This window comes from Fibrobacter sp. (assembly GCA_024398965.1).
In the GTDB taxonomy this organism is placed as follows: Bacteria; Fibrobacterota; Fibrobacteria; order Fibrobacterales; family Fibrobacteraceae; genus Fibrobacter.
Window position 1 is genome coordinate 162,478 of sequence record JAKSIF010000001.1, and the last position, 18,975, is coordinate 181,452.

Below are 18,975 nucleotides of genomic sequence, written 5' to 3' on the forward strand. Positions count from 1 at the left end.
TTTTCCTCAGAAAATATCCACGTTGATGTCCAGGCCGTCTTGGAGAATTACACGGAACAGGCTGTCGGCCGTGTGAACCGTCTTAACCAAGTCATCATGCAGGGCTCTGTCGTTCAACAAAATACCAACGGTGTTGTCCTTGGACTGGATCTTAGATTCCACCTTGGAAATCAGTTCGTCCATATGCTTGGTAACACCTTCAAGCTCACTAACCAGATTGTTAGCGTTGCCCATGACCTTATCGGTATTGGCAAACATATTGTCAATGGGAGACTTAACACCATCGATCAACTCGTTGACCTTCACGGTAACCTGGTTCAAACCTTCCAAGCTCTTCTTGATCTGGGGGTCCGTAGTATTCAGCATCACCATCAAGCGGTCTTCAAGCTTTTCTGCCTTGACCAGGAGAGTCTTGAATCGTTCCTGGAATTCAGGATTAACGATGGTCTGGTTCAGAGCCTGCTTCACAGATTCCAGCAAAACCTTGGTGCTATCGCAAACTTCACCAGCAAGGCCCAGGGCTTCTGCAATACCTGCGTCAAACTGACCGTTGATGGTGTCACCCGGGGTAAAGTAATCCGTAGCGTCACCAAGGATCATACCGATCTGGCGTTCGCCCATGATACCGATGTTCTGCACTCGAATTTCGGAATCCTTGGGGATCTTCACATCGGAACGGAGACGAATGGTCACAACCACACGATGGCCGGACAGTTCGATGGTTTCAACCTTACCAAGCTTTACACCGTTAACCTTGACAGGGTCATCCAAAACCAGAGTACTGACCTGAGTAAAGCGCAAGTGGTAAGTGTTAAACGTTTCACGCGGGTCCTTTTCGTTCAAAAAGAAGACACCGAATACGAGAATGATGAGAGCAAGTATTACAACAAGCCCAACAGAAAAATAAAGTGCAGAATTCTTTTTCATTTCGTTCTCAATCTAGCATTTTACTCTTCGATACGTTTGATCGGGCTGTTGTTTTCGATGCCATTTACGTGGCGATCCAGCCAATCATACAGAAGAGCGTCCCTTTCAGCCTTGGGAAGCAGGAACTTTTCGCGGCCTTCCTTCTGCATAAACACATCCAGATAAGTCATAAGAACGCCGCCGGCAACGGAAACGTTCATGGATTCGGTAATGCCATACTGGGGCAGCTTAAACTCATAATCAGCGTGAGCAAGGGTGTCCGGGTGGTTTCCGTGGAATTCGCTACCCAGGTAGAAAGCGGTAGGCTGGCTCAAATCCAGGTCCAGAACGGAATTAGTGGTATTGGTGCTAGCCACGGCAATCTTGTATCCCTTGGCGCGAAGCTTTTCCATGCAAAGCATGCGCTTCTTGTAAAGGTAAAGGCTCATCCACTTGTAGGAACCCTTCAAGATGGACTTGTTCACACTATAGGCATTGTCTTCTTCAATGATGTGCACATCTTGCAAGCCAAAAACTTCAGCGGTACGAATGACTGCGGAAATGTTATGGGGATCGAACAGATCTTCCAACACCATGCAGAAATGTCTTGTACGACGATCAACCACAGAGGTCAACAGTTCCTGACGGCGGTCCGTGACTCGAGCCAGGAGAGATTCCAGAGATTCCTTTTCGTTTACTTCACTCATTTCGTTACCTTGATATTTTGAAATTCTTCAACCTTGATAGGTGTGGCGTTCACATCCTTCAGACGATTTTCCTCACGAAGTTTCTGAAGACGGACAAAGTCACCCAGCTTCCAGGGAGCGCCATTTACAACAGCTTCAAAATCCAGGATATACTGGATGTTGTCGGAAGACTTCAAGCCAGCGCTTTTCAGCATAGGTTCCTTATCGCCGCCAAAATACCGCCCTGAAGCCTTCTTGATATCACTTACGATATCATCAATTTTTTCATTGACAACCTTCTTGAAGACTCCCATCTGCATAATGGAATTCAGCACAGAGTTTCCCGGAAAGACGATTGCTGTTAATTTATACTTAATCTTGTTTCCCGGAATGGGGTCCATGTCCAGATATGCAATCGCAGTTCCTGTCAAAGACCATTTAAGGACCTTTGCATGACCATAGCCAAAGAACAAGTCGCGAAGTCCCAGTTTTTGTCCAGCACTATCCTGCAGAGCCCAATAGAATTCACCCGACAGGCTGCGGCCATTGCTTCCGTTAAAATAGCGACGATTGGGATGAGTGTACTCCAACTCATAGTTGGATTCCAGATAGGCATTGATCAGCTGCGCAGTAAAGGGCATGTTATCGAACAAGTAGCTAATCACATGCTCATTCAACGGGAGTGTTCCCTCGTTGATATAGATTGCCCTGTACTGTCGTCCAAGACGGGCGAAAATCTCAGGAACATAGGGCGTCGTCATTTCCGTACTAAGCCCACGGGCAACAACCTCGTGGTAAGGAGCGCAAAATTCCTCGGTATATTTTACCTTCGCCAAGGGCTTCTTATCCAGTTCATCACAACCAGGCACGTCCACATCCAGGCACTTCTTCATGCCTGAGCACAAGGCCCTCATGTCATCCTCGCCCAACTTATGGAGCAAGGCATGCCTTTGGACAGTCTTGTCAGTTACAATTTCTGGTCCGGCAGCAACAGCCCAAACACAGCATAGCAGAACCATGCCCATCAGCTTAAAGCCTTTCATCAGTGCTTGTTCCAGATTTACACTCACAAGTAAAATTCCTTAGTTCCTGAATTCCAGACTATCCAGCGGAACAACTGTAAAGGGTTTCAAGGATTCCAGCTTAGATACCGGGGCCACAATAGAAATGGTCATCTGGTCCTTGCCAAAATACTTAGCCACCATGGCCTTCACCTGATCCGCCGTGACAGCGTTGATTTCCTTCACATAGTCAAGATAATGGTCAAAGGTCTTGCCCACAAGTTCTCCCTTGGCAAAGAGAATCGCTGTAGAGGACGGGCTGTCAAAAAGGCTGGGCAGACTTTCGATCAAGGCCTTCTTAGCCTGTGCCAGTTCCTCTTCGGACGGGCCTTCCTTAGCCAGTTTTTCCACTTCCTCGAAAATAAGCTTTATGGCAAAGTCCACCGATTCCACCTTGGTCTGCAAGGCAATGGTTGCCATGGCTGTATCTCGATAGTCATTACCTACGGTACTGTAGACGCTGTAGGCCAGGCCTTCGTCACTGCGGACACGATTCATCAGGCGGCTGGTAAAGCTGCCTCCACCCAAGATGAAGCTGGCCACAGCCGCAGGATAGTAATCTACGTGGGGCCGTTTCACGAAGGGCTGGTTCATGGAAATGTTTGCCTGGGTGATATCCTTGTCCACCACGTAGATGCCCGGCTTACGCAGGAAGTTCAGTGTCACTGGAGCAGGCTTTGCCGTTTTCGGTTCCTGAACCTTCCAGCCAGCAAAGAAATCCTTCATCATGACCAGGGCAGAATCCTTATCCACGTCACCGGACAGTGCAAAGATGATCTTCTTGGAAGAATACACGCCTTCGGCAAGACGTTTCACATCGGCAGCGGTTACTCCCTTGTATTCCTCAGCGTTGGAATCCCAAAGCCTGGGATTTGCCCCATAGTTTACCTTGGATTTCAGAGCTGAAAGGACCTTGGCAGGCGTTTCATAACGTCGGTCATAGGCGGTTACATAATTGGCCTTGATAATTTCCAACTGTTCTGCATCAAAGGCCGGAGCGGTAAGGACCTGCTTCGCCATGGAAAGCATGCCCGGGAAATCCTTTGACATACAGTCTATGTCAAACATGGAACTGAAGGTTCCCGCAGAAGTGCTAAGACCTGCACTGATGAATTCCAGGGAGTCGTCCAGAGCGTGGGCAGACAACCCGCCGCCACCGCCACGACGAATCATGGAACCAACCATGGCGCTGGCCGCATTATCCTTGAGGGAGGCAGGAACGTTAGATTCCTCGAAATACACCGTAAAGTTCACCAAGGGAAGACTACGGTCGCTGACGATATATCCAGTAATACCTGGGGCAACCTCAACTCGATAATCCTTCGGATAGGGAGCCACGTAATTGAACTCTGGAAATTGGACATCCTTATAGCTGGCAGGCAAATCCGTTTGATCGACTTTTTGATTTTCAGTTGTCGCTACAGATTCTACAGAAACCGGAGCAGATTCCGGCGCCTTGGATTCGGACTCTGTTTGAGGAGCCGGATTGGACGCACAGGAGGTCAATACCGCAAATATGGAACCCAAGGCCAAAGCCGGTCCCATCAAAAACTTGACAGCTTTAGAATGTTCACTACGCATTTCACTTTCAAAATAGCAATTATCCGCATATTCCATTTTTCCAAAATGTATTTTTGGAGCCATGAACGGCAAAATTCGATTCGCCCCCAGCCCTACAGGCTATCTTCACGAAGGCCATCTGCTTTCGGCGCTTTACGTGTGGGCTGCTGCTAAAAAATGGAATCTACACATCCATTTGAGAATCGAAGATCACGACCGGGGCCGAACTCGCCAAGCCTATATTGACGGCATCCGCGAAGACCTGGAATGGCTCGGTTTCCAATATCATAGTCAAAGCATTCAAAGCGAGCGCCAGGAAATCTACAGGGAAGTCCTTCAAAAGCTAACGGATCACAACCTGGTCTACCCCTGCACCTGCAGCAGAAAACAGCTGGAATCAGAGAATCCACGAAGCAATACGGGAGAAATCATCTACCAGGGGAAATGCCGCAATTTAGCGGAGAATTTAAAGGCTAAAGGAGAAAGCTACTCAAGTTGCATTCTGCCGCCTCACAACCTCCGATTCAGAATTACAGATAAAATAATCAACTGGCAAGACCTTCGTCTTGGTTCATTCAGCGAAAATCCCGCCGAGCAATGCGGAGACTTCCCCATTGTAGACCGAGACGGTTTCTTTACCTACCAATTCTGCGTCTGCGTAGATGACCTTGATCAGGGAATAACCCACATCGTCCGTGGCGAAGACATCGTCAATTCTACTGCCAGGCAAATTGAATTGAGCCAAGCGATCTGTCAAACCACCGGCGGCACCATCGGAAGCATCCCCCTGGAATACCCTCATCCCACGTACCTTCACCACGGGCTAATCACGGACCCCTCCGGCAAGAAACTGTCCAAGCGAGAACTGGCCCACAGCATCCGCCAAGACAAGGAAGCAGGTGTAACCCCAGAGCAGCTCCTTGGCAGGGTCCTTTTCAAGGCCGGATTCCAGCAGACCGATACTCCGGTAACTCTGCCCCAGGCCATAGATTTCTTAAGCAGTACCCTTTAGACCGCTTATTGCCAAGAACGCCCCACTACACCGTTCCAAAAAAACGTATATTCAGGGCATGTCAGTGTCACCATCGGCCATCGTATCAAAGATTCGTCAAGAAGCAACCCTTTTTGACTCTCGAGATCGCCTTCTCAACTATTCCGCCAAGGGAGACTTTCAGTCGCCCCTTATCATGGATGCAGGCGACCTTTTTTACGACAAGTGGCTGAAATCCAAGGAACCCCTGACACTGGATACCTTTTTCCCAGTCTCCACAAACTTTTCCGTTCAGCAGAAGATCGCCATTTCCGACGCCATGACGTCCGTTCTTCGTGAAAAGGACGAGGACTTCGGCGAATCCGACCTGTACATGGTCATTGGATTCCTAAAGTGGGACGGAAACGCTCTTGCCCCAAGTCTGCTCATTCCCCTGAATGCAGACCTGCAAAAGAAGACGCTCAGCCTGTCAGACAGGCTCCCTGTAGAAAACGTCATACTGAGAGAACGGCTCCAAGACAAGATTTCACTTCCCAAGGCAGAAGACGCCGTAGTAGACGGCAATTTCAACATCGATCGTTACTTCAGCCTGTTCGAAAAGGCTGTCAGCCAGGAACGAAGCTGGAAATTCACTCGCCACGGCATTTGCCTCGGTTTCTTCAATACAAGTCGTCTACTTCTCAAAAAACAGATGGAACAGGGATGGAACGATAAGGAAATCGACACCAACCCCATTCTGTCATCCCTTCTTATCGAAGACGGCTTTGAGATCCACGAGTCCCTATTCGAGGACTCCACATTCGACCAGATATTCTCTCCGGCCGACCACAACTTTTTATACCAGACCGACTCTCACTCCACTAGGGTCACCATTGACGCCCTTTGCGACAAGAATTGTGCCTACACCATACAGGCCCTGCCGGGAACAGCCAAGATAAAGGTCGCGGCCAACATCGTCGCCGAATCTGTGGCAAAGGCCCAGAAGGTTCTGGTCGTCAGCCGCAGAGCGGTTACTACAAATAATTTCCAGATTGCATGGAAGCCTCCCTATAGAATATTCCCCGACGTGGACCGCCCCGCCTTGGAGCAGCAGCTCCGCAAGGCCCGCAAGGATTTTTCCGACTACTACGCCATAGTCAATAATCCGGTTCAACCATCCGGGGTCATGCTGTCCGACCTACTTTCCGAGTTCATCGGAGCCAAGGCTCCCAAGCAAAAGATTCCGGAAAAAGTATTCAAGGGCGTTTCCGAGTTAAGCTACGGAAAGTATCTTACACTCAAGGAAGACCTGGACAAGCTGATAGACCTGTACTTCGAGAAAAACGGATACGAAGTTCGCAAGGCCTTCCAGGGAGTAAACGTTCCTACGCTTTCTCCAGAGCAGCAAGATGAACTTTCCCAGGAACTGAACAAAGCCGCAGACAGTGTCCAAAAACTGGACAAGATGATTCACATGCTGGAAGTCTCTGGACTGTGTCCAACAGGAATCTTCCTCACCAGCCTTCTTGACCTATTCGAGCTGATTCAAGAAAACTTTAACGAAGCAACCCCCACCTACGAGGATTGGCAGCTTCGCTCCAACAGCTGGACTGCCTACAAGGACACTTTACAGGAACTTCCGAAGGCTGGCGCAACCTGGGTAGACTACCGCAGGCAGAATTCCGAAATCTACACAGACAATGCAGAAGACGAAAACATTCTCTCTGCCCGTGAAGATTTTGCAGAAAGTCAGAAAATCGCACTCAAGGGTTTATCTGATCGTTACCGTTCCTCTCGTAGGCGCCTGCTCCAGGTATTCAAGAACCCTCGCTCCATTTCCAGCGACGCACAGCTTCTGGAATACATCGACGCCCTGCTGGATTTGCAAGAGAACAAGAGAGCCTACAAGGAAAGCGCCGTCCTCGGCAACCACCTGCTGGGAAAAGACTGGCTCTACGAGAAATCCGACTGGAACATCCTGCAAGAAAAAATCGACTTTATCTACGACTTCAGGGAAAAGAACAAGAAGAATCCCAAGCTAGATCTGCTACTCCATGTTCTTGAGCAGTGGCACCTGTTCAAGGATTCCCTGCCAGAACTTGCCGACCTGCTGGAAACCACCAAGAATCTTCAGCAGTCTGTCCGTCAAATTTCCAAGGACATGGAACTGGAAACGTCCCTAGAAAGCCTGGACATGACCAAGTGGCTGGACACAATCAAGTCCTGGAGCGAAAACTGGAACAACCTGGACATTCAGCTTCAGCTCACGACATTGTTCAAAAAGTTCGAAGCATACAACTGTCCAGAATTATTGGAATTCGTTCAGGACGTCAACAACGTAAGCCGTGATATCAAGCAGGCAGTCGTTTACCATTGGACTGGTTCCCAGATCCAGGCCACCACAAAGAACTATCCCGACCTGTTTGCCGTCAATCCCAAGGCAAGGAATCAGAAGTGCAAAGCCTACCAGGAATTACTGGACAAGTTCAGCAACGCAAACTTCAAGCAGTTCCACGACACACTGGCCCAAAACGAAAACCAGCTGACAACATGTACGTTAAACCAGTTCCTCTCCAAAACGGAACGGGACTCCTACGACATAGCCGTTGTCCTTGATGCAGACTGCATCAGCATCGCCGAATCCTTACCCATCATTCTTTGCTCCAACCGCGTCATCTTTATTGGCGACGCCCATAGTCCGAGCATTGAACAACTGCCTTTTGACGCCTACCAGGAAAATCCGGTTTCTCACACACAGTTCTTCCAGGAAAGCATCCTGGCATCAACGTTACGTCAGGGAATCCCCACCAGAGAACTCTGGCTGTCTACCGTATTCTCAGACATGGCACTGGTCGGATTTGCCAACAGTCATTTCTATAACCAGGGAATCAAGCAGCTACCGCCCCCTCGTAAAGACGAATTCAAGGGAATCAAGTTCAAGGTTGTCCGCGACAAGGTATCGGCCATCGCGGAAGCGGCCATTCAACATGCCGAAAAGCACCCGGGTCAGACCCTAGGCATCATCGCCTTCCACCAGTCTACCTGCCATGAAATTGAAGCAGAAATTCAAGCCATGGTTCACATCGATACCCCGGCAGCAAGGTTCTTTGGACAGACCAACAACAACATCCGTTACTTTGTCAAGACTCCGGAGCGTGCTGTTGACCGTTACCGCGATGTCATGCTTATTTGCGCAGAAGCCGAAGGCGCCACTGGCCTAGCCGGCGATAAGAAGATTTCCGTCTGTTCTACTCTGGCAAAAGCCGAAACCCAGGTGTTCATCTCCGAAGCGGATCTGTCAAAGCAGACCGCCGCCAAGACCAAGCAGTCCCTTTTCTGGGAGTGGATATCCTACCTGCAGTCAAAGAATTTTACCTGCAATAGCGACGCTCGCTCCGTCGGCTCCGTTATTCAGCCCATGGTTCTGGAGGCTCTTTCTCAAGAAAATCTGAACGTGGAAAGCAACTTTGCCACAGGAGGAATTTCAGTAGGTCCCGTGGTCGTAGATGCCAACAACTCCAACAGGTTCCTGACTTTGATCGAGGACGACTGCACAACGGAACGTTTCCGCGATTCTGTCGAAGATCGAATCTACATTCGTCCCACCATACTCAAGCAACTGGGCTGGAAGGTCATCAACCTTTGGCTTCCCTTCTGGTACATGTCCAACAGCGACGAAGTTGGACACCTTGTAACAACCATCGCCATTGAACAAAGCGTGGCACCGCCGCCAGTAGAAAAGGATTCCTCGGAAGAAGAAGAAAATATCGAAGAAGTTGCAATAAGCGCAGGTCCGGCTGTAGAACCTTACCTGGTGCAACACCCCAAGATTGAAGGCACTCCTCACGACAAGCCTATTGCAGAACTTCCTGCAGCAGCCATCGTCACCCAGCTCAAGTTCTACGTCGATCACGAGGCTCCGATCCACGAGGAGATCCTGATGCAGCGTGTGCTGGAGCTGCACCATGTAGACCGAGCAGGGCCAGTACTTAAACAGGTTTTGACCGAAGCCATCAACCAGGGGCTCCAGAAGAAACGCTTTGTTAAAACAGGCCCGTTCTTCTACTCTCTGAACCCCATCAAGATAGGCCCCAGAGACCGATCACAGCGCCCCGCCAGCGAACGCAAGCTTGTTTACGTTGGGCCAGAGGAACGATCCATGATGCCAGCATCCATGGATGAGCACGCAATCAAGCTTGCATTAGGCCTGTTGGAATAGCACAAGCAACCATTAACACAAAGCCCCGGTTATAAACCGGGGCTTTTGCGTTTAAGTCAACTCAATAGTTGCCAGCTGGCAGAAACTACTTGACCTTGATGACAAAGGCTGTAATGTTGTAAGCAGAAAGTTCACGAGCCTTGTCTTCGGCGGCCTTCTTGGAAGTCCATCCACCACCGCGGAGCTTATAGAAGGGAGCATCAAAGACAACCTGGATTGCGTAACCCGTACTGGCGGAAATCTGTGCTCGACGACGCTGGGCTGCATCGAAATCAGCAACGGATTCAAACTGCAGCACGTAGTAGCCCTCGGACTTGCTGGACTTGGCTGCAGCCTTACCAGGAACGGAAGACTGGCTGTCCGCATTTTCTCGGAGGGAGGAACTCAGCTGGGGCTTGTACTCCTTACCGCGGAACAGGGAATCCAGATCGGTAGGCTTATCTGCCGCAAAGGCAAATGCAGACAAAACAGATGCAATAGCAATAATCTTACGCATGGTCCAAATATAACAAAAAGGGAACGGACTTAGTCCGCTCCCTTTTTCAAGTTCACCTAAAGGCTACTACTTGGCCAAGTTCAGGTAGTCGGTGTTGGGAGTAGCAGACTTACGCACACCCCAGACAGAGGTTTCGTTCTGCTTAGCTTCCTTACCGTGCTTGCCGAGCTTGACGTAAGAGTCAATCTTTGCGATGTAAGCACCGGTACCGACCTGACGACCGTTATCGGAACGCATGTTCCAACCGATGTAGAAGTTACGACCGTTACCAGCGTCGGTGCACTTGCCACCATTGAAGTACGGAACCTTGTTCTTAGCGTCGTCGCAGTAAATCTTACCGCTCTGGCCAGCAACATAGGCACCCAGGTTGGTGTAGTATTCAACCTTGTAGTAGAAGTAGACTTCGCTAGGATCGATTGCAGACTGTTCTGCACCGCTCAAGCCGTTGTACAGGGAGAACATGTCAGCCTTTACAAAGTGGCCCGGAATACCGCCGATGTTTTCATCAGCAAGGATTTCTGCATAGCCCTTGATGGTGGGGAAGCCATATACGACAACCGGAGGATCCTTGTCGGTGGCCTTGGAGTTACCGGTATTAGCAAACTTGTTTTCCTTAACAGTGATTTCGGCGTCACCAATGACTTCGATCCACGGAGAAGGCAGACGATCCTTTTCGTCGTAACCAGTGGGAGAATTCCAGTGGTAGTTCACGTCGAAGCTGCCGCGGAGGCTATCCTGGCTAGGATCGGTGAATTCAGTAGCATCAGACCAGAGAATCGTTGCGAGGTTACCACCCAAGCGAACATAGTCACCCACGTGAGGAGACTGGCCACCACGGAGGAACAACAGCTTGACACGGCCATTGCCGTTCTTGTCGGTGCTGGTCACCGGAGCAGCGTTTGCTTCGATAATGGTAGAAGAACCACCGATTGCAGAGGCAAAACGATCCGTTTCAGCAAGTTCAATAGCGGAGTTCAGGTAGAAGTCCATCACGTTCTTGGTGTTGGCAACGCCTTCCAGGAGCTTGACAGGTTCAGACATGGTAATCACAAGGCTATCGAAGTCAGCCAAGGTACCATCCTTGTTCTTAAGAGAACGAACTTCGGCAGACAGAGGAATCGGGGCGATACGGTCAACAAGAGCGCCCTTGAAGCCCTGCTTAACTTCCTTGTTCTTGTCCTTGAACACGGCGTAGGAGTGAACGAAGCCGCTACCATAGGTCTTGGGAGAAACAGAGAGCTTTACATCGCTTACGGTAACAACCTGAGAGCAATAGCCATCGGCATCAGCTTCGCCAGCGGAGAACTTGGTGGTATAGGCGTTGCAGAGCAGTTCGGTATCCTTTTCCTGGTTAGAGAAGCCGAGCTCAACCGGGTTGATCTTTTCTGCAGAAGTGGAATCCCACAAGAAGCAGATCATGGTGGGCAGGGAGTCCTTATGGATGGGACGGTCGTAGTAGATTGCTACGGAGTCTGCAATACCATCCAGGTATTCCTGGCTCATGCTAAAGTAGGGAGACGGAATATTGAATTCGTATGCCGGAGTGGAGCCCTTGGTATCGAAGATATCAGCAAACTGCGGGAACGGTACAGGCGGCTTACGGAAGTAGACCGGGCTGAACACAGCCTTCATCAAGGGGTTTTCACCGACGATGACGATGCTTGCCGGATTGTGGATGGCAGGATCGGTATCCCAACGGAATTCCTTCTTGGAAGAACGGATGGAAATCTGAGCCTTACCGTCTACAAAGACCAGTTCTGTACCGGTCTGGGCTTCAAGACCTTCAGAGGTTTCAGAACCCAGAGAGAAGGTGAAGTTACAGCTAGAACCGCAGCTAGAGTAGGTACCATCAGCATTGGGCTTCAAAGCTTCCAAGTAGAAGTTGTAGTAGGTACCAAGCCAAAGTTCTGCATCGCCAAGGTAGGATTCCTTGAAGGTGCCATCACCGTTCGGTTCCATACCGCCAAAGGAATTGCCTTCTTCATCGACAAAGCTCAAGGTCGGCAAGAAGATGTTGATGTTTGCAATCTGGGCACCGCCGGTAACCTTCACAGGGAAAGTCTGGATCGGAGTGCTAAGAACCATGAGAGACACGTAGGCAAATACGGTATCAACACCGGTCTGTGCGCTAATGGAAAGCTTTTCGCCCGGAGTAACCATGACCAGGTTACCAGCATCATCCTTCTGGTAGATTGTCATGCCTTCGGGGATATCCAAGGTATAAGTCATGCCAGTAGCATCATCGGGCTGCATAACCCAGTTGCCGTTCTTATCCTTGTCGCCAGTAATTGCAGAAACATAGATAGGTACCATGTCATCGATAGTGGGGCTACCCGGCATACCCATGGCAGTACCCACAAAGGTGTAGGCGCCACCCGGAAGTGCAACACCAGCGGTATCGTATGCTACAGCATCACCCGGGACAACGTCAACCTTACCCTTGGTACGGAAGGTCTGAATCTTCTTATGCTTGCCATCGATAACAACGTACAGAGTATAGGTACCCTGACCAAGAACCAGCTTTTCTGCATAAATCTTGGGAGAGGTGGGGTCGGTCAAGTCAATGCCACCGAGGTTCATCTGGCCCGGAGTCAATTTACGACCGGCTTCAGCATCAAAGGCAGTTCCCTGGATAAGGAGATACTGGGTCTTTACACCGCATTTGGTTTCAATTTCAGAGCCACAGCAAGTGACGGCTTCGTCTGTGCCAGTCATTGCAGAAGCGCAGGAGCCATCGCCAGACTTGGTGTAGCACATTTCATAAATCTTGCCACCCTTAGGATCGTTGGGATCCGGCTTAGCCTTGGCCGTAATGTCCACCTTCTGCATGATGTACATGTTTGTCTTGATACGGACGTTAGACATGGTAGTACGACGGTCGCAGAAGAAAATGTCGAGGTCGTATTGATTACCCGTTTCCAGCTTACCGCTAAGGCCTTCAAAGTTATCCAGGTCAACATAGCCAGGAGCAGCAAGATGGGTACCACCCAGGTCCACAGCCAGCTTGTTATCAATAAACACCCAAATGTCATCGTCACCGCGGAAGTTGAACTTCAGGCCCGGCTTCTGGGTGAACTTAGCATGGGATTCAAAGCAGTAGTGCTGGTTACGCATACCGGACCAACGAGGAGAACCGGAAGCCATCTTGATCTGAGTGCTAGCCTTATAGAACTGCCAACCCTTGGGGGCTTTATCCGGGCAAGACCAACCAATAACGCATTCTGCAGCAGGATATGCCGTCTTAATGAAGGCATCAGTAGCATCACCATCAGCAAAGATACCAGAGCAGTCATAACCGCCCTTCCAGCCGGGGCCATTGCAAAGAAGGTCGATTACAGGAATGCCTTCCTTGGGATCATTTTCACGAAGTACCGGACCATAGAAGATTGCGCCTTCTGCAGCACGCTTAGTACGAGCGGCAGCAACCGGAGTCTGCGTGGGGTCAGCAGCCAAGATAGATTCGTCGGTGCTGTTTTCTACCGGGTAGAAACCACCAGCAAGAGAATCCGTAGCTGTTGCAGAAATCTGAATCAAGGTCTTGTTGAAGTCGGAGTCAAATTCCCACTTGCCGTCGGAAGAACGACTGAAAGGCATGTCATAGCAGCTCTTTTCGTTCACACCCTTGGTGTAATTGAACAAGGAGTTGAACAAATCATCGTTAATGAAGCACTGCTTACCGAAAGTACTCAGCTTAGGCTTACGCAGCTGCTGGGGAGTAGCAGGATCCAAAGTCGGTTCCACAATACCCGGAGTAACACCGATACAACGGTTAACCGCAGCCACAGCAGTAGCCTGATCAACACCAAGGGCACCAGTCTGGCAGCCTTCGTCACCCTGAGAGTAGCAGGAGAATGCCGGATGAAGCTTGGCATCGGTATCGTAAATAATAGCAGCCATGGTGTAAGAGCAGGTACCTTCTACACCTTCGGGGTATTCCATATACCAGCCTTCGTCGGCAGGGTCAAGCCACTGATCCACGTCAGGCACGAAGTACAGGGTGTTTACGCCATAGGTTTCAAAGAAGGTATTCAGAGGAATGGGGGTAGCCTCATCTTCAGAATTACCATAAAGACCAATCATATCGAGACGATCCGGGTCGTCGTCACGGAAAAGAACCACGTTATCAGAAATTTCTTCGTTGAACCATACGTAGGTATACCACCCACACTTGTCCGCATCTGCAGCTAAAGGCTTGCCAGTAACACCGCCATCCATACTAATCATGGGAACAGAAGACATCCAGTCTTCCTTATCGGGTGGAACCATTACGTACAGGTACTTGGCGTTAGGAGGATTGTTGCCATAAGCGGTCTTACCCGGAGTGGTGGGATCTTCGTAGATGTAAAGATCACCCTTTTCGAGGTCTTCACAGGTGAATGCATCGGTATTCAAACTTTCGTTATTGGCAATATCGTAACCACGACGGTCAATCCACTGAGCGGGGTAATGGGTACCCGCACTATTTACGCGGAAAGAAGTACCTTGACCAACAGAGGCTGCCTTAGCCTCGTACCAACCAGAGGTACCAACCTTAAGTTCCGGGAACATACCACCGGCTTCCAAAGTCACCATAGTCCAGGTCTTAGGAACCTTAATAAAAATGGTACCTTCGCACTGTAATGCGAACGCACTCTGCACTCCTGCAACCAACATGCAGGCACCCAAAATCCACTTTAACAAGGTGTTTTTTGTGTTTTTCATAATCTTAATATCCATCGATGGTTTTCCTTCCAACAAGGGCATAACAAAAAGACCGGCCTTTCTGAAACGCCACACCGCGCTAAAATTTATTCTTTTATTTTAGAAAATGCCAAACAATTTTGCGTGAATAAGTAAAAAAAATGGTTCCTGATGTATACAATTTGTGAATAAAACGGCAATTTGGTCATATATCACACGAATTTGCGTGCACCAATGTAAATTTTCGTTAAACATTTTGTTTTTCAAAGCAGTTTGCAATCATTTTCCCCGTTTTTTACGTGTAAATAATATGTAGGGCGAATCCGCCTTGCGCTATTGCGGGGGCGTTCCCGTTTTGGAATTATAATGGCAACTTTTGAAGAAAAAGTCGAAAGACAAGTCGAGATCATTAAACAGCATGCGTTCCTGGACCCGACCCGGGACAAGGTCTTCAAGGAAATCTTTTCGAAGGACGTTACGCTGATTCACTTTCTGAATGCGATTCTGCACCTGCCCGAAGAGCGCAAGATCGTCAGCATCGAACGCAAGAAGCCTGCATCGACGCTGACTTCTGCAATCGATTCGGAGGAGGTCCGTTTCGATGTACACGCCAAGCTCAACAACGATGAGTTCGTGGACCTGGAGATGCAGCGGGCGTCTCACGAGGATTTTACGGACCGTGTGGAACTTTATGCGGACCAGCTTTCCATCGAGTCGAAGATTCACTTTGACAGCCAGCGCACCGAGGCCGAGAAGGAAGACCATCCCTATCTGATGCCTACAACCTACAGCGTGTGGATTTGCAACTTCCCGGTTAGCTTTTGCAAAAGCTACCGCGAGGAACTGGGCCTCTTCCGCTTTTCTAGCATCGGTGATCCCGGCGCCTTGCCTGTATATGATAAAAAAAGGTATATTGTAATCGACTTGAGTAAGGTGGATGCGAAGGTCTTGAACCTGAACACTGCCGAGACGGAATGGCTGGAGCTTTTCACCAAGATGGCCTCTGCGAAGGATGCCCCCAAAACGAAGGATCCCGTCATAGCGGATGTTTACAGCCGTCTGGCGGTGAACGCCCTCGAGAAGAACTTTATCACGGAGATTGCAACAGGTATGGTCACAGAAGCTGAAATCAGCACACGCATCGGAACTGCCCGCCGCGAGGGCCGTGAAGAAGCCAAGCTTAGTGCTGCAGAAGCGCTTCTTCGGGATAATGATCCTGTGGAACGCGTTGCACGAGTTCTCAAGTTGCCTCTTGAAAAAGTGCAGGAGCTAGCGGACAAAATCGCAGCTAAAAAGTAAGAAAGCTATCTCGGTCATTGAGCAAAAAACGCCCAGATTTCCCCGAGCGTTTTTTTACTGTTTTTTCTAGGGTCTGGAGCCTCGTGCCTGGAGCCTTTTTTGTTAGATTTTCTGCTGCAATTTGGAGTCTATTATGCAGGATATGGATCAGACTATCGCAACAGGTAGCAATACCATCAAGTTTCCCGCCGTGGAGATGCGTCCCCATCTGATCGTCCTATACCCCCAGAACCTGTTCAAGCAGATTCCCCTGGAAAAAGGAACAGTCATTCTTGGCCGCGGAACCGACGCCAACATCAAGCTGGACGACGAACTGGTGAGCCGCAAGCACTGTTCCTTGACCTTCGACGGAACCAAGGTCATTGTCAAGGACCTTGGCAGCACCAACGGGACCTTCGTTGATGGCTCTCCCGTAGACTCCATGGAGCTAGATTCCGACAACCGCCTGCAAATCGGCAAGATGGTTCTGAAAGTGGATTTCAAGGACCCTAGCGAAGAGGCCTTTGACCGCGAACTTTACGAAGCCGCCACCATGGACCCGCTGACAAAGATCAGCAACCGCCGCACCTTTATGGACAGAAGCCTTGGAGAACTTGCCCTGGCACGCCGCAACGATTACTTCGTCCACACCATCATGGTGGATGCAGACCACTTCAAGCGAGTCAACGACACTTGGGGTCATCAATGCGGAGACATGGTCCTCAAGGAAATCGCCCGCCTCCTCAAGGAAGAAAAACGAGAATCCGACCTGCTGGCCCGTTACGGCGGAGAAGAATTCGTGTTGCTTTTAGCAGGCATTAGCCCCGAAGACGCAAAGAAGAGCGCCGAGCGCCTGCGCGCCGCCGTAGAAAAACATCGTTTCTGCTGGAACGACATTGTTATTCCGGTTACCATATCCCTGGGCCTTTGCAGCAGGCAAGGCGCCAATATTGGTAAAATCGAAGACATGATCGCCCAATGCGACAAGATGCTCTATGTTGCCAAGGAAGGCGGCCGTAACCAGGTGGCTACTGCGTAAACCTCAACAGAATCGTTACAGACAAGATTTCAATGGCATTGCCGGTGGCAGTGCCATTTTCTAAATTTGGGCGCCGAAATGACTCAGTTACATTCAGAACGTCTTAATTCATTCGGAACTGCAAGCATTCCAAAGCTGGTGCTGCAATTTTCCGTTCCCGCCATCATCAGCATGGTGGTCAACGCCCTTTATAATATCGTAGACCGTTTCTTTATCGGTCAGGGTGTAGGCAGCGTCGGTATTGCTGGCATTACACTCTGCTTCCCCATCGCCCTGTTCATTATGGCTATGTCCATGATTGTGGGCGTTGGTTCAAACACCCTGTTTTCCATCCGTCTTGGGGAAAAGAAATACCAGCAGGCAGCCATTATCCTGAACAACGCCTTCTTGCTGCTCATTATCATGGCCGTTGGCGCATTCGCCTTCGGTGAAATCTTCATGGAGCCGTTGCTTCGACTCTTTGGCGCCAGCGACCAGACCCTGCCTGTGGCCAGCAGCTACATGCGTATTATCCTGCTTGGAGCCATTTTCCAGACGGTAGCCCCGGGCATGAACCACTTTATACGTTCCATGGGGCATCCCAAGACCGCCATGTTCCGAGAAATCATCGGTGCCGTGACCAACGTGATCTTGGACTACATCTTTATCATGAAACTCAACTGGGGTATCGAAGGAGCGGCCTGGGCAACCATCTGCTCTCAGCTTGTAAGCAGCATTCTAATCACCCACTTCTTCTTGAAGAAGACCACCCCCATCAAGATTAACCGCCGCTACATGAAGTTGCGCTGGCCCTACGTTCGTAAGATCTACATTTTGGGTTTGCCTCCTTCCGTAATGCAGATTTGCAATAGCCTGATGAATGCAATTCTTGCATGGAGCCTTACAACTTACGGAAACCAGAATCTGGAATCCACGGAAACCCTGTCTGGCGGCGATATGGCAATTTCTGCCTTCGGCATTTTGAACAGCATTGTCTCTATTGTCGTACTCCCCCTTCTTGGATTCGTCAACGGAACCCAGCCCATTACCGGCTATAACTACGGCGCAAAGCTTTATTCCCGCGTAAAGGGAGTTGTCAAGTTCGCCTTTATCTACGCCATGGGATTCATGATTCTGGCATGGGCCTTGGTGCAATGGCAGGCAGAAGCCTTCGTGGCTCCTTTTGCTCCCGGGGACGCCAAGATGCAGGAGGTGGCCGCCTGGGCGCTTCGCAGCTTTACCTGCTTTATCTTTATGGTACCCTGCGGCATGATTCCTGGAAGTTTCTTCCAAGGTACAGGAAAGGCAGGTCGCTCCATGTTCTTGAACGCCTGCCGTCAATTAATCCTGTTTATTCCCTTCTTGCTGATTCTTCCCCTTTTCCTCGGCCTTGCCGGCGTATTTTACGCACAGCCCGTAGCCGATGTAGGAACTGCATTCATCGGCTTATTTATGCTAAGCCGTGAATGGAAAAAGATGAAATAAGATTGAAGAAAAAATACCTACGAAAAAAGCCACCTTAAAAATACAATCAACGTCTATATTAGTACAGTTTCTTTGCGTCGGTCAGTTCGCCACTCTTTTCGTGGAACAGAACCATGGTGCCACCGCCCATTTTCTTGAAGATTGCAGTCATCTTGGAAACGGTTTCCGGTTCCTCGAAGCCGATTTCGTTAGCAGCGGTTTCACCAATCACCAAACCAATCTGAACCATCTGAGGAGAAACTCGACGCAGGTAATTCAACAATTCCTCGTCACTATTGATGATATCCGTTGCAGTGGGCTTTTCGAGTTCAGCCGGATCACGGGTGCTAACCAGCAAAGGATAGAGGTCATCTGCCACAACCTGTTTTGCATTCAGGTACAAAGTGTTACCCACGAACAAGCTAATAGAATCGTTCAATACCTGGCGAACCTCAACCACGACATCGCACTGGGAAGACATTTCCTGAATTTCAAGCTTGGAAGGACCACAGGCAACAAGAGCCATGGTAATAATAGCAGCGCATGCAGCAAGAATCTTTTTCATAACTACTCCTAAATTGATTTCTATTGGGAATATAACTATTAAAAACAAAATATCAAAACAAAATCTTGATTT

12 protein-coding genes are annotated in these 18,975 nt (G+C 49.6%); 5 read left to right on the forward strand and 7 right to left on the reverse strand.

Annotation, left to right across the window (positions count from 1 at the left end):
• Positions 1–6 precede the first annotated feature (6 nt).
• The 4 genes from MJZ26_00650 to MJZ26_00665 are packed head-to-tail and all read right to left on the reverse strand — an operon-like array spanning position 7 to position 4,234.
• Positions 7–927, reverse strand: coding sequence for an MlaD family protein (locus MJZ26_00650; GenBank protein MCQ2104276.1), 921 nt, complete (start codon positions 925–927; stop codon positions 7–9).
• A 20-nt stretch (positions 928–947) separates the two neighbouring features.
• Positions 948–1,613, reverse strand: coding sequence for an RNA methyltransferase (locus tag MJZ26_00655; protein MCQ2104277.1), 666 nt, complete (start codon positions 1,611–1,613; stop codon positions 948–950).
• Positions 1,610–2,662 (reverse strand): hypothetical protein, encoded by a 1,053-nt coding sequence (locus tag MJZ26_00660; protein MCQ2104278.1) that lies wholly within the window; start codon positions 2,660–2,662, stop codon positions 1,610–1,612. The genes MJZ26_00655 and MJZ26_00660 overlap by 4 nt, the downstream gene beginning before the upstream one ends.
• A gap of 12 nt (positions 2,663–2,674) precedes the next feature.
• Complete coding sequence (locus MJZ26_00665; GenBank protein MCQ2104279.1) at positions 2,675–4,234, reverse strand: insulinase family protein; 1,560 nt, start codon at positions 4,232–4,234, stop codon at positions 2,675–2,677.
• Positions 4,235–4,295: 61 nt separating this feature from the next.
• Between MJZ26_00665 and MJZ26_00670 the strand changes: the two genes are divergently transcribed.
• Entirely contained in the window at positions 4,296–5,225 is a 930-nt protein-coding gene (locus MJZ26_00670; protein ID MCQ2104280.1) for a glutamate--tRNA ligase family protein, read from the forward strand.
• A 58-nt stretch (positions 5,226–5,283) separates the two neighbouring features.
• Positions 5,284–9,402, forward strand: coding sequence for a DUF3320 domain-containing protein (locus tag MJZ26_00675; protein ID MCQ2104281.1), 4,119 nt, complete (start codon positions 5,284–5,286; stop codon positions 9,400–9,402).
• 85 nt (positions 9,403–9,487) lie between these two features.
• Here the strand turns inward: MJZ26_00675 and MJZ26_00680 are convergent, their stop codons facing one another.
• Complete coding sequence (locus MJZ26_00680) at positions 9,488–9,898, reverse strand: SPOR domain-containing protein (protein ID MCQ2104282.1); 411 nt, start codon at positions 9,896–9,898, stop codon at positions 9,488–9,490.
• A gap of 66 nt (positions 9,899–9,964) precedes the next feature.
• A complete protein-coding gene (locus MJZ26_00685; protein MCQ2104283.1) occupies positions 9,965–14,599 on the reverse strand; it encodes a fibro-slime domain-containing protein in 4,635 nt (1,544 codons plus the stop codon).
• Positions 14,600–14,944: 345 nt separating this feature from the next.
• On the opposite strand from MJZ26_00685, the gene MJZ26_00690 reads away from it, so the two are divergent.
• The 3 genes from MJZ26_00690 (at position 14,945) to MJZ26_00700 (ending at position 18,359) form a co-directional block, all read left to right on the forward strand.
• Positions 14,945–15,877, forward strand: a complete 933-nt coding sequence (locus MJZ26_00690) for an Rpn family recombination-promoting nuclease/putative transposase (protein MCQ2104284.1) — start codon at positions 14,945–14,947, stop codon at positions 15,875–15,877.
• Between the two features lie 133 nt (positions 15,878–16,010).
• Positions 16,011–16,895 carry a GGDEF domain-containing protein gene (locus tag MJZ26_00695; GenBank protein MCQ2104285.1) on the forward strand — a complete coding sequence of 295 codons (885 nt, stop codon included), beginning with the start codon at positions 16,011–16,013 and terminating at the stop codon, positions 16,893–16,895.
• Positions 16,896–16,973: 78 nt separating this feature from the next.
• Positions 16,974–18,359 (forward strand): MATE family efflux transporter, encoded by a 1,386-nt coding sequence (locus MJZ26_00700; protein ID MCQ2104286.1) that lies wholly within the window; start codon positions 16,974–16,976, stop codon positions 18,357–18,359.
• A gap of 58 nt (positions 18,360–18,417) precedes the next feature.
• Here MJZ26_00700 and MJZ26_00705 read toward each other — a convergent pair whose 3' ends face one another.
• A complete protein-coding gene (locus MJZ26_00705) occupies positions 18,418–18,903 on the reverse strand; it encodes a hypothetical protein (GenBank protein MCQ2104287.1) in 486 nt (161 codons plus the stop codon).
• Between the last annotated feature and the right edge of the window lie 72 nt (positions 18,904–18,975).